The 14,067-nt window shown below is 66.3% G+C and carries 8 protein-coding genes and 1 tRNA gene; 2 read left to right on the top strand and 7 right to left on the bottom strand.

Annotation, left to right across the window (positions count from 1 at the left end; all coding sequences use genetic code 11):
- Nucleotides 1-6 precede the first annotated feature (6 nt).
- From FK267_RS06630 to argS, 3 genes are all read right to left on the bottom strand, one after another.
- Nucleotides 7-1,830, bottom strand: a complete 1,824-nt coding sequence (locus tag FK267_RS06630) for a DUF7926 domain-containing protein (protein ID WP_141406708.1) — start codon at nucleotides 1,828-1,830, stop codon at nucleotides 7-9.
- A gap of 485 nt (nucleotides 1,831-2,315) precedes the next feature.
- The gene (gene lysA / locus FK267_RS06625; RefSeq protein WP_141406707.1) at nucleotides 2,316-3,776 is read right to left on the bottom strand and encodes a diaminopimelate decarboxylase; all 1,461 of its coding nucleotides are present in this window, start codon (nucleotides 3,774-3,776) and stop codon (nucleotides 2,316-2,318) included.
- A gap of 6 nt (nucleotides 3,777-3,782) precedes the next feature.
- Complete coding sequence (gene argS, locus FK267_RS06620; RefSeq protein WP_141406706.1) at nucleotides 3,783-5,468, bottom strand: arginine--tRNA ligase; 1,686 nt, start codon at nucleotides 5,466-5,468, stop codon at nucleotides 3,783-3,785.
- A gap of 133 nt (nucleotides 5,469-5,601) precedes the next feature.
- Between argS and FK267_RS06615 the strand changes: the two genes are divergently transcribed.
- Nucleotides 5,602-5,674: transfer RNA gene (locus FK267_RS06615), tRNA-Arg, on the top strand.
- 133 nt (nucleotides 5,675-5,807) lie between these two features.
- Here FK267_RS06615 and FK267_RS06610 read toward each other — a convergent pair.
- From FK267_RS06610 to FK267_RS06595, 4 genes are all read right to left on the bottom strand, one after another.
- A complete protein-coding gene (locus tag FK267_RS06610) occupies nucleotides 5,808-6,563 on the bottom strand; it encodes a glycerophosphodiester phosphodiesterase family protein (protein WP_101558586.1) in 756 nt (251 codons plus the stop codon).
- A gap of 12 nt (nucleotides 6,564-6,575) precedes the next feature.
- Nucleotides 6,576-8,771 carry a M23 family metallopeptidase gene (locus tag FK267_RS06605; protein ID WP_232622544.1) on the bottom strand — a complete coding sequence of 732 codons (2,196 nt, stop codon included), beginning with the start codon at nucleotides 8,769-8,771 and terminating at the stop codon, nucleotides 6,576-6,578.
- Between the two features lie 343 nt (nucleotides 8,772-9,114).
- Nucleotides 9,115-10,194, bottom strand: coding sequence for a hemolysin family protein (locus tag FK267_RS06600; RefSeq protein WP_141406704.1), 1,080 nt, complete (start codon nucleotides 10,192-10,194; stop codon nucleotides 9,115-9,117).
- Entirely contained in the window at nucleotides 10,191-11,534 is a 1,344-nt protein-coding gene (locus FK267_RS06595) for a hemolysin family protein (RefSeq protein ID WP_141406703.1), read from the bottom strand. The genes FK267_RS06600 and FK267_RS06595 overlap by 4 nt, the downstream gene beginning before the upstream one ends.
- Nucleotides 11,535-11,794: 260 nt before the next feature.
- Between FK267_RS06595 and FK267_RS06590 the strand changes: the two genes are divergently transcribed.
- Nucleotides 11,795-13,882 (top strand): tetratricopeptide repeat protein, encoded by a 2,088-nt coding sequence (locus tag FK267_RS06590; RefSeq protein WP_141406702.1) that lies wholly within the window; start codon nucleotides 11,795-11,797, stop codon nucleotides 13,880-13,882.
- Nucleotides 13,883-14,067 lie beyond the last annotated feature (185 nt).

Below are 14,067 nucleotides of genomic sequence, written 5' to 3'. Positions count from 1 at the left end.
CCGCGTTCAGGAGGCGTTGCGGCGACGAGCCACCAGCAGGGCACCGCCACCCAGGCCGGCGCCGGCGAGCAGCACGAGCGCAACGGCGTTAGCACCGGTGTGCGCCAGCGGCGGGGTGCCACCGTTCGGCGTCCTCGGGGTGGAGGTGGGCGGCACCGGAGCACCCGGGGTGCTCGGCGGCTGCTGCGTGGTGGTCGGCGGGGTCGCCGGCGGAGTGGTCACCGTGGGCGGGGCCTGCGTGGTGGTCGGCGGGGTCGCCGGCGGAGTGGTCACCGTGGGCGGGGTCTGCGTGGTCGTCGGCGGCGTCGAGGTGGTCGTCGTCGTGTTGGTCAGAGAGACATTGACGATCTCCTGGTCGCGGATGGTGAAGGTGTTGGTCTTCTGGCCGTCGATGGTGAAGACCGGCTCGCCCCAGCTGAAGCCGGAGGCGGCGGGCTGGGCCTTGGAGGTGTCCTCGGTGAGCGTGACCTTGGTGCCCACGGGGAAGGTGCCGTCGAAGGTGACCGGCTCACCGGGCTTGACCGTGACGGAGGAGGTTCCGGTGCGGCCGTCGCCGGTGGCCTTCTGGCCCTCGGGAGCCTTCCAGTCCGGGTAGGAGCTGGCAGCGGCCGGCAGCTCGTAGGCGACGTCGACGACGAAGCTGGAGCCGGCGGCCTTCGCGGCAGCCTCGCCCTCGACGACCTTGGTCACGTTGAAGCTGCCGAAGCCGGGCTCCATCTGGACCGAGATGTCGAAGTACTGGACGTAGGACTGCTTCTGGGTGCTGGTCAGGTCCGTACCGTTGAGGTTCACGGTGTTCTCGTAGGAGGTGCCTCGTGAGGCGGCGACGGCCTTACCGTTGGCGTCCACGAAGGAGACGGGGTACTCCAGGGTGAAGTTGGTGCCGTTCTGGAACGGACCGGTCACCTCGTAGGTGGCGGTGCGGCCGTCCTCGGAGTAGGTGGCCTTGACGTCGTAGTCACCGTACTGGGTGGTGGAGTCCTGGCCGGCGGCGTTGGTCAGCGGGATGGACTTGCCGTCAGCGGGACGCAGGTTGAGGACCGTGCGGGTGGCGTCGACCTGGTTGAAGGTCATGCCGCCACCGAGGGTGTCGGTGAAGACGATGCTCTGGCGGGAGCCGTCGAAGGTCTTGCCGAGCTTGCCACCAGTGGTCTGGTTGGTCCCGAAGTTCACACCCCAGGTCAGCTCCTTGTAGTTGTTGTAGAAGCTGGAGGCCCACTTGGTGAGCTCCCAGTCGCTCTCCTTGGGGCCGCCGATGCCGCCACCGCCGGGCAGGGTGACGGTCGTGGTGACACCGTTGACGGTGAAGTCAACGGACTGCACGTCGGTGGCCTTGGCGACGGACACCAGGGCGGAGCCGGAACCCTTGAAGTTGTGGAAGCCGGCGGCCTTGAGCTCGTCAACCTTGGAGTTGAAGGTGCAGGTGACGTCCTTGACGGTCAGGGTGCAGGTACCGACCTCGACATCCTTGCCGCCGTACTCGACGGTCATGGGGTGGGTCTCACTGTTCTGCAGGTTGGTGAAGTACTCACCCAGACCGATCGTGAAGGAGTCGCCGCTCTTGAGGTTGGCGTCGACGCCGCTCCAGTCGAAGCTGAGACGGGCGAGGTCGTAGGTGTTGAGCTGTCCGTCCTGCTCGACGTTGTTACCGTCCACCCGTGTCAGAGACAGGTTGGTGACGTTGACGCTCTTGTTCTGCTCAGCGCTCGCCTGGGGGGCGAACTGCGACAAGATCGCGACAAGGAAGAGAGTGAGGATGGCGGCGGCCCCCCTCACCGCCCCTCGCGTGAGGGCCGGCCGAGAGGCGGCGCCCGTGGACATTGTGTTCATGGGTTCTCCGGATTCCTGGCATAGATGACAAGGGTCTGCCTTGTGAAACATCACCGAACGTTCCCACCGTCTGTTCAGGAGAGGGAAAGGCCGCCCCGTGATGACCAAGACCACTGTGTCACAAACCGACTGATTGGGAACAGGGAACACTCAAAACACGCGCGACGTCACAGTCTCGTCACATCCAAACCCGCTATTCTGACAAACAGAAACCCATTTTCTTGTAGGTTTCCTACAAGAAATCTGTCGCCGGGCCATGCCGCCCCTGTGTCTCTCCTATCAGGCAAGCCGCACGTCAGTTGTGTCAGCCCTCCAAAACAATCGACATCCACCCCGCCTTTGAAGTGGCTACACCCAGCACTCTTTAAGGTTGTTGTTGCCCTCAGGGCCACCTCATCGTTTTATCAGAACATATACAGAAGCGCCGTCGTCGCAGGACTTGTTCCTGGCACGACGGCGCTTCAGTGAGCGACCGATAGGAGGCCTCAGCCCTCCAGGCGTAGGAGGTCCTCGATGGTCTCGGGGCGCAGGACCCAGCCCGACTCGCCCTCGCGCACCCAGCGCACGCCGGGGCGGGTGAAGAGGTTGTAGTTGGAGGCCATGGAGCGCCCGTAGGCGCCGGTGGCGGGCACGGCCAGCACATCACCGACGGCCAGGTCGGCGGGCAGGTCCACGTCGCGCACGACGACGTCGCCGGACTCGCAGTGCTTGCCCACCACCCGGCTGCGCACCAGCCCGGCCTGCGGGTCGGGGCGGCGGTTGGCGACCAGGGCCGTGTAGGCGGCCTCGTAGAGGGCGGGACGGATGTTGTCACTCATGCCGCCGTCGATGCTGACGTAGAGACGCGAGGCCCCCTCCTCCAGCTCGACACGCTTGAGGCCGGTGACGGTGTAGAGGGTGACCGTCGTCGGGCCGGCGACTGCGCGGCCGGGCTCGATGGAGACGGTGGGGACCTCGTCTCCAAGACGCTCGCAGGTCTCGCGCACGGCCTCGGCCAGGGTGCGGGCGACCTGCGCCGGGCTGGGCGGCACCGGGTCGGCCCCGGTGTAGGCGATGCCGTAGCCACCGCCCAGGTCGACCTCCGGGCACAGGTGCCCGGTGTCGACGGCGACCTCGTGGCGCAGGGTGAGGACGATGCCGACGGCCTCCCGGAAGCCGGCCAGGTCCAGGATCTGGGAGCCGATGTGGGAGTGCAGCCCGTGCAGCTCGAGCTCGGAGGCGGCGATGATCGCGTCGATGGCCTGCCGGGCAGCGCCTCCGTGGACGGAGAGGCCGAACTTCTGGTCCTCGTGGCCGGTGGAGATGTACTCGTGACCACCGGCGTGCACGCCGGTGGTCAGGCGCACCATGACCTTGCCGGTCTCCTCGGGCCCGTAGACGCCACTGGCACGCAGCTCGCGCACGGCGCGGGCAGCGAGCTCAACCTCCTCGAGGGAGTCGAGGACGAGGTGACCCACATGGTGGGTGAGGGCGACGGCGATCTCGGCCTGCGTCTTGCCGTTGCCGTGCAGGCCCAGACGGGTGGCGTCCGTGGTGGCCTCCTCCCCGTCCACGTCCTGCAGGGCGGCCAGGGACACGGCGAGCTCGCCGCGGCTGGCGGTGTCGATGCCCATGCCCTCCTCGAGGACCCACTGGGCGACCTTGGTGGTCAGGAAGGCCTTCCCGGCATAGAAGGCCTCTCCCCCGGCCATGCCATAGCTGGGCCAGAACTCCTCATGCATGGCAGCGGCCCAGGAGGCGGCGCGGCCACGCAGGTCGGCCTCATCCAGGACGAAGACGGGGCTGGGGGCCTCGGTGAGGATCTCGGAGACGGTCAGCCCGCCCAGGACGAGCTCGCCGTCGTCCGTGCGCCGTGCCGTGGTGGGCCACAGGTCAGGACGGTCCTCGGGCTCGGGGCAGGCCAGTGACCCCAGGGGCGGCTCTCCGGCGGGAATCTGGTCAGTCATCGATTCTCACATCCTCTCGGGTGCGCTCACACCCAGCAGGTCGAGCCCGTTGGCCAGGACCTGCCCGACGGCGTCGTTGAGCCACAGGCGGGCCACGTGCCCGGAGTCCACGGCGTCATCCCCACGGGGGGTGACGCGAGTGGCGCCGTACCAGGTGTGGTAGGCGGCGGCCAGCTGCTCGAGGTAGCGGGCCACACGGTGCTGCTCACGCAGCTGTGCGGCCTGGGCCACGGTGGCGGGGAACTGGGCCAGGACCCCCAGCAGGGCGGCGTCGGCCGGATCGTCCAGGGCGCCGGGCTCGAAGGGCGCCTCGTTCGGGTCGCGGCTCACGCCGTGCTCGGCGGCGTTGCGGGCCACGTTGCGGGTGCGGGCGTGGGCGTACTGGACGTAGTAGACGGGATTGTCGGAGGTGGAGGAGGCCAGCAGGTCCAGGTCGATGTCGATCATGGAGTCCATGGAGGAGCGGGCCAGGGCGTAGCGGGCGGCGTCCACGCCGACGGCGTCGACCAGGTCCTCCAGGGTGACGATAGTGCCGGCGCGCTTGGACATGCGCACCGGGACGCCGTTGCGCACGAGGTTGACGAGCTGTCCGATGAGGATCTGCATGTTGGTGCCGGGGGTGTCCCCGAAGGCGGCGCACATGGCCATCATGCGGCCGATGTAGCCGTGGTGGTCGGCCCCGAACAGGTAGAGGGCGCAGTCGGCGCCGCGCTCGCGCTTGTCCAGGTAGTAGGCGAGGTCGGCGGCGAAGTAGGCGGCGTTGCCGTCGGACTTGATGAGGACGCGGTCCTTGTCGTCCCCGAAGTCAGTGGTGCGCAGCCAGGTGGCGCCGTCGCGCTCCTCGATGACGCCGCGCTCGCGCAGGCGGGCGATGGCGCGCTCGACGGCGCCGGAGGTGTGCAGGGAGTCCTCGTGGAAGAAGACGTCGAAGTCGGAGCGGAAGGCGTGCAGCTCGGCCTTGACGGCGGCGAACATGAGATCGACGCCGCGGGAGCGGAAGACCTCGGTGGCCTCGGCGTCGGGCAGGGTGGCCGGGTCGGGGCGGCCGGCGGCGAGCTCGTCGGCGGTCACCTGCTGGGCGATCTCGCTGATGTAGGCGCCGCCGTAGCCGTCCTCGGGGGTCTCCTGGCCGCGTGCGGAGGCCAGTAGGGAGAGGGCGAAGCGGTCGATCTGGGTGCCGTGGTCGTTGAAGTAGTACTCCCGGGTGACCTGGGCGCCGCAGGCGGACAGGATTCGGGCCAGGGAGTCGCCGACGGCGGCCCAGCGGGCGCCACCGAGGTGGACCGGCCCGGTGGGGTTGGCCGAGACATACTCGAGGTTGATGTGCTGGCCGCTCAGGGAGTCGTTGCGGCCGTAGTTCTCACCGGCGTCGACGATGGAGCGGGCGAGCTCGCCGGCGCTGGCGGCATCGAGGCGGATGTTGAGGAAGCCGGGGCCGGCGACCTCCACGGAGGAGATGCCATCGAGGGCCTCAAGACGAGGGACGAGGAGCTCGGCGAGATCGCGCGGCTTGGTGCCGGCCTTCTTGGCCAGCTGCATGGCCACGTTGGTGGACCAGTCACCGTGGTCGCGGTTGCGGGGGCGCTCGACGCGGGGGTCGGGAATCTCGGCGGCGGGCAGGGCGAGGGAGCCCTCGGCGGAGGTCTCCTCCAGGACGGTGCGGATGGCTGCGGCAAGCTCTTCTGGGGTCACGCGCGTCAGCGTACCGTCAACGGGCGGGCCGGATCGCGAGCGAGCCCGGCGGCTGCCGGGCATCGTGGGACATGTCGCATGTCTCGCGCCGGTTTCGCTCCGGGACCGGGACGCTGGTACAGTCACGCCTCGGGCCCCGGTAGCTCAGTGGATAGAGCGTCTGCCTCCGGAGCAGAAGGTCGCAGGTTCGAATCCTGTCCGGGGCACTACCTCCGAGCCCTCGTCGCCACTCGCGGCGGGGGCTCGCTCATGCGTGTTGCGGCACAATTCCCCTGGCCGAGGCGGAGCCCAAGCGAGTTCCGCGAGGCCATCCTCCGGCTCCGGGTTCTTGACGGCCCTTCAGCTGAGGGTCTTGAGGGCGAGGCTGGGGACGTCGGTCATGATGGCGTCCACGTTGAGGTCGGCCAGGTAGCGCATCCGCTCGGGGTCGTCCACCGTCCAGACGTGGACCTCCAGGCCTGCGGTGTGCGCGGAGGCGACGAAGCGGCGGGTGACCACCGGAACGCCGTGGTAGCTCTCCGGCACCTGGACGGCGTCGACTCTGCCGCGGGTCCAGCCCCAGCGGGTCTGGGGCAGGGGGACGGCCGCCTCGCTGCGCAGCATGAGGCCGAGCACGTCACTGACGCCCAGTGAGGTCATGGCCCGTGGCTCCTGGCGGCGCAGCACGGCCAGCCGGCGGGCGGAGAAGGAGGCGAACCGGACTCGGTCGAGAGCCTGGGCGTCGCGCACCGTCTGCAGGGCCGCCTGGACGACGCAGGAGTCCTTGAGGTCGATGTTGAACTTCATCGCCGGCTGGGCGTACAGGGCGTCGTCGAGCCGGACGAAGCCGCGCCCGTCGCCGGAGTCGAGGTCGGCCAGCTCGGCCCACATGACCTCCCCCACGGTGCGGGGGTCGTTCGCGGTACGCCGCAGGTCCTCGTCGTGGCTGAGCACGACGACGCCGTCGGCGGTCAGCCGCAGATCGGTCTCCATCCACTCCAGCCCGAGCGCGGCCACGTGCTCGACGGCGCTCCAGGTGTTCTCGGGAACCTCGCGTCCGCCGCCGCGGTGGGCAATGACGGCAGGACGGCGGGTTCGTGACGCGGCAGGCGGCACAGTGGGTCTCCCTCAGCTGCAGTTGGTGGTGAGCTCGACGGCGTTGTGCTGCTTGAGCCAGCCCCACGGCTCCACGGTGGACTCGTCGGCGGTGTCGTCCTTGGTGCGCACCTCGAAGTGCAGGTGAGAACCGGAGGACCGGCCCGTGTTACCCACGCCGGCGATCATCTGACCGGCCGTGACGGTGTCACCGACCTTGACGTGGATGCCGTCCTCGTACATGTGCAGGTAGCTGGTGTACCAGACCTGGCCGTCGATCTCATGCTTGATGGTGATGGTTCCGGTGCCATCGACCATGCCGGCGGTGGTGACGGTGCCGGCGGCGGCCGCGTAGATGGGCGTCCCCACGGGGGCGGCCATGTCCTGCCCGGCGTGCAGCTTGCGGTAGCCGAGGGTGGGGTGGGTGCGGTAACCGTACTCCGACGAGATCTCGTAGGTGCCCGGAAGCATCGGGTAGAACAGCTGCGGCTTGGAGCTGAAGGCGGTGGTGTCGCCGGAGGCGCCGGTGGCCGAGGAGCAGGTCTTGGCGGCGTTCTGGAAGGCCTCACGGATCCTGGCGCGGGTGGCGGCGTCGGGCACGTTGGACAGCTGGGTGTCGGAGTCGTCGTCCAGGTCGTCGCTGCCGAGCACGGCGCTGGCCACGGAGGAGGCCTTCGTGCCACCGGCGGCCGGGCTCTGCGTGCTGGAGCCGCTGGGGTGCATCTTCATGGCGGCCGAGGCCAACGGGGTGTTGTCGAGGTGGTTGGACAAGGGAGCGAGCACCGTGACCACGGCCAGGACCGACAGGACGGCGGTGCGCCCCAGAATCCCGGAGCCGGTGCGGCGGCGGGCGGGACGGGCGGGGGCAGGTCCGGTCGAGGAGTCGCGGTGGGCCTCCGGCTTCGATGCCGCTTTGGCCTTGGCCGACGACGTCGGGGAGCCGGCCTCATCGGCCGCCTCGCCTCGCTTGGCCTGGGCGGCTGACTTCTCGGACTTGGTCTTCCTAGTGCTCCGGGCGGCCTTGATGGCGCGGATGGTCTCCTCGTCCGCGAGCGGCACCCCGGCCTTGCGGGCGGCCATGATCTTGCGGACCTCGGGGACCTCGATGGTCTCGGCACCTCGGAAGTCCGTGATCCGCTGCGAGAAGCGGATCTCGTGGGGCGTCTCGGGAGCGGAGGGAGCCTGCTCCGCGAGCGCTGACGGCTCAGCCTGCGGCGTCTGGACGGCGGGGTGGTCCGCCTGCGCGCCAGGGACGTCGAAGGAGGCGGTGTGGTGGGACGTGGCGGCGACGACGGGCTTGGCCGAGGCGGTCGAGGCTGGGGCTGCGGCGGAGGCGGTCTGCGCGGCTGCGTGCCGATGACCGTGACGCTGTGCGTCGCTGGGCGAAGCAGGAGGTGTGCCACTAGCGGCCCACCACGGCGTGGCACCGACGGGGTGAGCGGCTGCCGGCTCGAACCCTGAGGTGGACTCGGCCAGTGAGGCTGCAACCAGGGGCGACAGCGCCGAGGGCGTTGAAGGTGCCGCGGCGGGCGCGGCCTGGTCGCCACGATGCGAGTGGTGCTGGTCGTGGTGGAGCTCGGAGTGGCCCTCGGGGCGATGAGCCTGGGGTAGCGCGGAGCTCTGGACAGCGGGATTCTCCCGCGTCTGCTCGGGGTCCTCGAAGGCCTGGGCGGTGCGCAGCTCCTTGCGGGAGCGCCGGGTGGGGCGAGTGTCACCGGTGACCTGCGGCGAGGAGGTGAAGACGGAGGGGGCCGCAGATGCGGCGCCGTGCGCCTGAGCCGCCGGCGTCTGCGAGGGCTGCTGGGAGGTGGGCTCGGGCTCTTCGATGGTGCTCTGATGCCGGCGGGCCATACGGCTCATCGGTGCGACGGGCTGGGGCTGCGCCGACTCTGCCGGGACCGACGGCGCTGAACCGCTCCCTGGGCGCGTCGCAGGCGCTGCCGGCGCCACGGGCCGCTGCGGGTGGTTCTGCTTCTGCGGGGCGACCGGGACGTCAGGGAGAGCCGATGGGCTCGGAGCGGTGACGGGGCTGGAGGCGGCAGCGTTCTCGGCGCGGTGAGTGTGAAGGTCTCGACGTGAGCGGCGAGTGGCTCCGGCGACGTGAGTGGTGTGCGTCGTCGACGGTGACGACGGGGCGGTTCGGGCCTGCGCCTCAGCGACTTGACGAGCAGCTTCGGCAGCACGTTCCGCCTCGCGACGCTGGCGTCGACTCATGGGCTGCGGGGTCACGCGGGAAGCCTCCAGGTGGCTGAGTGTCATAGGGAAGTCGTTGCGGCCGGTCTCCCGGCTGTGGCGACAAGGTGGCTGCCAGAGCGACAGCCTGGGTTGTACTCGGTTAAAACAGTAGCGGTCCGCTGTGAGTCTTGCCAGGAGAACCAGCACACCTTTGTGTGACCTGCACTTCTCACACAAACCCCAGGGGTTCCATCCGACCAGCCGGCCGCTAACCGGATTCGCGTGCCATACGAAGGAATCGGCGCCTGGACGCCAGTGCTGGAGCAGCGATCGACAATGGTCGCCCCAGGCAGCCCATGTTGTGGGAATCCGCCGATTCCGGCCATTAAATCACGATTTAATCACGGCGCTGGTGCTCTTCACGCTGCATGGCGTCGTTGACCTCGCCGACGAGCTCTTCGAGGATGTCCTCCAGGAAGAGGACCCCGATGAAGCGCCCTTGCGCGTTGCGCACGTGCCCGAGGTGGGCCCCCGAGCGCTGCATGGCCGCCAGCGCCTCCTCGACCTCGTCGTCGTAGCCGACGGGCACGAGTGCGCGAGCGCGCCAGGCGGGTACCGGCTCGGTGCGCTCGGCGCCGTCGGCGTAAAGGATGTCCTTGAGGTGCAGGTAGCCGGTGATGACGGGCTCCTCCCCCTGATCAGCTGCGGCCTGGTCGGCGACCAGCGGGAAGCGGGAGAAGCCGGTGGAGGCCACGGCCCGCTCCACGTCCTCCGGGGTGCAGTCCTGGGGCAGGGTGACGAGCTCACGCAGGGGCACCATGACGCTGCCGGCGGTCTCCTCGGAGAACTCCAGTGCGCCGCTGAGCAGACCGGTGGAGTCCTCCAGGACGCCCTCGGCGGTGGAGCGCTCGACGATGGAGGCGACCTCCTCGGCGTTGAAGGCGGCGGCGATCTCCTCCTTGGCCTCGATGCCCAGGACCCTCAGGACCCCGTTGGCGAAGCCGTTGAGAGCGTTGACCACGGGGCTGAAGACGCGCGAGCACCACACCAGGGGCGGGGCGAGCCAGCGCACAGCCTTCTCCGGGGAGGCGATGGAGATGTTCTTGGGCACCATCTCCCCGGCGACCACGTGCAGGCCCACGACGATGACCAGGGCGATGATGACGGCGACGGCGTGGGAGCCGGCGTGCCCGACGCCGATGGTCGCCAGCAGGGGCTCCAGGGCGTGGGCGATGGCCGGCTCGGCGACGACGCCCAGCCCGGTGGAGCACAGGGTGACACCGAGCTGGGCGGTGGCCAGCATGCGCGAGACGTTCTGCAGGGCCCACAGGGCGGTGGCGGCGCGGGCGTCGCCGGCCTCGGCCAGTGGCTCGAGCTGGCTGCGGCGCGAGGAGGTGACGGCGAACTCGGCACCGACGAAGAAGGCGTTTCCTGCCAGGAGGATGACGGTGAGCAGGAGGGCGAGCGGAGTGCTCATCGGCGCTCCCCCTCTGGTCCTCGACTTCCGGGGGCGGCCTCGGGGTCCTTGGGGCGCACGTGGAGGCGGGTGACGCGGCGCCCGTCCATGGCGTCGACGGTCAGGGAGGCGTGGGGCAGCTCGACGACGTCACCGACGGCGGGGATGCGGCCGAGCTCGGTCATGACCAGGCCGCCGAGGGTCTCGTAGGGGCCGTCGTCGGGGACCTGGATGGCGGCGCGGGTGGCAAGCTCGTCGGGGCGCATCCAGCCGGGTACGACCCAGTGCCCGGAGGGGTCGAGGTGGGCGCCGGCGCGGCGGCGGTCGTGCTCGTCGGCGACGTCCCCGACGACCTCCTCGACGGCGTCCTCGAGGGTGACGACGCCGGCGGTGCCGCCGTACTCGTCGACGACGATCGCCATCTGGGAGCCCTGGGCGCGCAGCTCGACGAGCAGGTCGGCCAACGGCATGGTCTCGGGGACGCGGGGCGCGGGCGTCATGAGGGAGGTGGAGGCGACGGGGACGTCGGCGCGCCGCTCATAGGGGACGCCGATGGCGCGGCGCAGGTGGACGATGCCCATGACGTCGTCGACGTCGCGGCCGATGACGGGGAAGCGGGAGTGTCCGGTGGCGCGGGCCAGGTGCACGACGTCCTCGGCGGAGTCGTCGGCATCGAGGGTGTGGAGGCGGCCGCGGTCGGTCATGACGTCGACGGCGGTGAGGGCCCCCAGGCCGATGGAGCGGGTGAGCAGGGTGGCGGTGGAGGCGTCGAGGGTGCCTTCCTCGGCGCTGTGGCGCACGAGGGAGGCGAGCTCGCCGGCGCTGCGGGCGCCGCTGAGCTCCTCGGCGGGCTCGATGCCCATGGCGTGCAGGACGGCGTTGGCGGCGCCGTTGAGCAGGACGATGAGGGGCTTGAGGAGGGTGGTGAAGCCCATGAGGAAGGGGGCCACGAGGCCTGCGGCGCGCATGGGGTCGGCCAGGGTGGCGTTCTTGGGGATGAGCTCGCCGATGACCATGGAGAAGGCGTTGACGACGATGAGGGCGATGACGACTGCGGCGCCGGTGGCCACGGAGGTGGCCAGCCAGTGGCTCATGAGGCCGGTGAGCAGGTTCGCGAGGGCCGCCTGCATGGTGTAGCCCAGGAGCACGGTGGTCAGGGTGATGCCGACCTGGGCGCCGGACAGGAGGGTGGAGAGACGTCCCAGAGCGCGCCGGACGGTAGTGGCGCGCTTGTCGCCGGTGGCTGCTCGGGTCTCGACGGTCGATGGGTCGAGGGCGACCAGGGAGAACTCACCGGCCACGAACAGGGCGGTGCCCACGGTGAGGACCACGCCGACGGCGATCATGAGCCAGTCGGTCATGCGGGCCCCTCCCCCACGTGGGATGAGGTGTGGACGCTGGAGGCGGACGAGTCGGGGTGGGGGTGGTCAGAGACGGGCGAGGAGGCGCGGTGCGTGCGGGTGCGGCGCCTCGAGGCCCGGCGGAAAGCCGATCGCATAGTGACCGAACGGTACCACCGCAGCGGTACTGCGGCCGAGGCAGACATCGGGCGTCATGTAGCCATCGCTGAAGTCACTGATTTCTCACGATTGAGGTAACTTACGCCACAGACCAAGCGAGCATGGAGGTTACGATGCCATCACGGAAGCAACAAAGGGCGGTCCGTTCAACCAACCCAGGCCAATCCGCCTGGTGGCTCCTCCCGCCAGTTGGTGGCATCATCGCTGGCGCTTCGATCCCTTACCTCGCGACTCACAGCACAGCATGGGCTACAGCCGGAGGCCTCATCGGAGCAACTATCGGAGGGACGGCGACCGCAACACCCCAGTTTCGCGAATGGATCTCCACACAGTCCGAAAGGCGACACATCGCCGAAATAGCAGGAGCCACAACCAACATAAATGAGGAACCTTTAGAGGCCCTGCGAGTCCACCGCGCATATCGAGACATCACCGAGTTCGTTCCCCGAGACATTCAAGACCAACTGGTCGAGCACCTCAATAACGGAACGCCCGTTCTCATCGAGGGTCCACCCATGGCCGGGAAGACTCGTCTTGCGGTTGAAGTGATTCGCGCTGAATGGCCCAACGCACCCACCTGGTTTCCACGAGACGAAAACGACATAGAGGTGCTTTTGAACAATCACCTCGAGCCAACTTCGAAGACCATAATCATACTTGACGACATAGACCGTTTTCTAAATAATCAGTCGCTCACTCTAGGGAGACTTAACAGATGGATCAACAATGGTTGCACCATAGTAGGAACTATAACACGATCCGCCTATTTTACACACCGCACAAATGAGTTCGAGCAATTGACTGGATGGGATAGTGTAAATAGATTTCATACATTACATCTCTCAGATCTGCTCAGTCAGAATGAGCTGAACGACTTAGCGACTACAAGTTACTCAAGATTCACGAAAGAAATAAGAGGATTTGGGCTCGGTCCAACACTAAGTTGCGCCCAGGACGTAAGAGACGCACTACAGGAAGAGTGTGCCGCAAAATCACAATGTAGCGCCTTAATCAAGGCAGCCACCGATTGGAAGCGAATAGGGCTGGGGGCCGCATCCAAAGCACAGCTCACGTCACTAGCAGAAGCAGCATTTTGCGACGATAGTTCCCACTTAAACTGGGACGAAGCATGGATAAAAGCTACAACCCCTATCAACTCCGTAGTTCCTTTCATTAATCGAGTTGCCGACGACAAATGGGAGGTTCTCGACCTCATTATCGACGACAATAATAATGCTGGACAGCCAGTTTCCTCTGATTGCCTACACGCAATATCATCGTTCAACCTCAACGCCTCGCAAACTCTCATGGCTGCGATCAGAATGTTTATAAACGGAGGCTTAAGTTCGCAGATTGAAGAAATGTACGCCAGATCTGTCGAAGCCAATCCAGACAACATCAAAGTTCTTGGAAACTATGTGAAGTTCCTAGACAATATCCAACGCAAAGCGAGCTATCTAGATATTTCGAGCATACAAGGCAATCTCACCCTCTCTTCACATAAACTATCAATAGATTTCCCGAACAGTCTCCCAGCCCCCCTCTCAGGAAAACATGTAAACCACTACACTTTGTCGAAAGAGTCTTTGGAGTGCCACGTCGAATCAATTGAAACACATACAACACAAATTGATACCCCTCTCATGTCCGCGAGGAAGAATCAGAATCGTTTATCAATTAATCCCGTTGGAGCGTTTCTCAAGTTTCTAGAGCTAAAGTGGACCAGCGCAAAAAATTCTGCGCGAACCTACATTGGTCAATCCATGCGAAATCGACACAACGACAACACCCGCCTCGCCCACATTTTCAGCAAAGACGACAGTTGGCACGAACATCTCTACGGTAGACATCATACCAAAGACGTTTACGACTATATTCTATCACTATATCCATCTAACGCGGACATACTAGGGCATTATGCTGCATTCCTAGACTCAGCGCTTCACGACACTGACAATGCCGATACAACTTATCAACTGGCACTCAAGATTGACCCGACAAACATCCATATAATCTGCGACTATGCATTGTTTTCCTTCGACAGAAAAAAAGACTACTTCCGTACAGAGCGCCTTTACAAACGAGCAGTCCAGATCGACCCATATTACAAACATGCAACTCGAGGATGCATTGACTTTCTACAAATTATACGATCTAATCACGAATCTAATCACGATTGGCCTCGATAACTTTCGATTACACCAAGCTAACTATGTGACGCTAAGTTCTCCGATGCCTCCGATCAAACCGGAAACACCCAAAGGAGCTAACCCACCTAGAGGCTTACTGATAGTGTGTAGGTAAAGTATGATTCCGAGGGCTTCCATGATGACGATCGGGAATGTTGCCGGGAGTCTCTTGCCCTAAGTTGCAC

The sequence above is a fragment of the Actinomyces oris genome (assembly GCF_006546825.1).
Lineage (GTDB): Bacteria > Actinomycetota > Actinomycetes > Actinomycetales > Actinomycetaceae > Actinomyces > Actinomyces oris.
Note: the sequence above shows the minus strand (reverse complement) of the source record. Positions and strands in the feature narration are given on the sequence as shown.

Bases quoted from the DNA above. Each gene is read 5' to 3' on its own strand.
- FK267_RS06630 (WP_141406708.1), bottom strand. From the start codon at position 1,830: ATGAACACAATGTCCACGGGCGCCGCCTCTCGGCCGGCCCTCACGCGA.
- lysA (WP_141406707.1), bottom strand. From the start codon at position 3,776: ATGACTGACCAGATTCCCGCCGGAGAGCCGCCCCTGGGGTCACTGGCC.
- FK267_RS06600 (WP_141406704.1), bottom strand. From the start codon at position 10,194: ATGAGCACTCCGCTCGCCCTCCTGCTCACCGTCATCCTCCTGGCAGGA.
- FK267_RS06595 (WP_141406703.1), bottom strand. From the start codon at position 11,534: ATGACCGACTGGCTCATGATCGCCGTCGGCGTGGTCCTCACCGTGGGC.
- FK267_RS06590 (WP_141406702.1), top strand. From the start codon at position 11,795: ATGGAGGTTACGATGCCATCACGGAAGCAACAAAGGGCGGTCCGTTCA.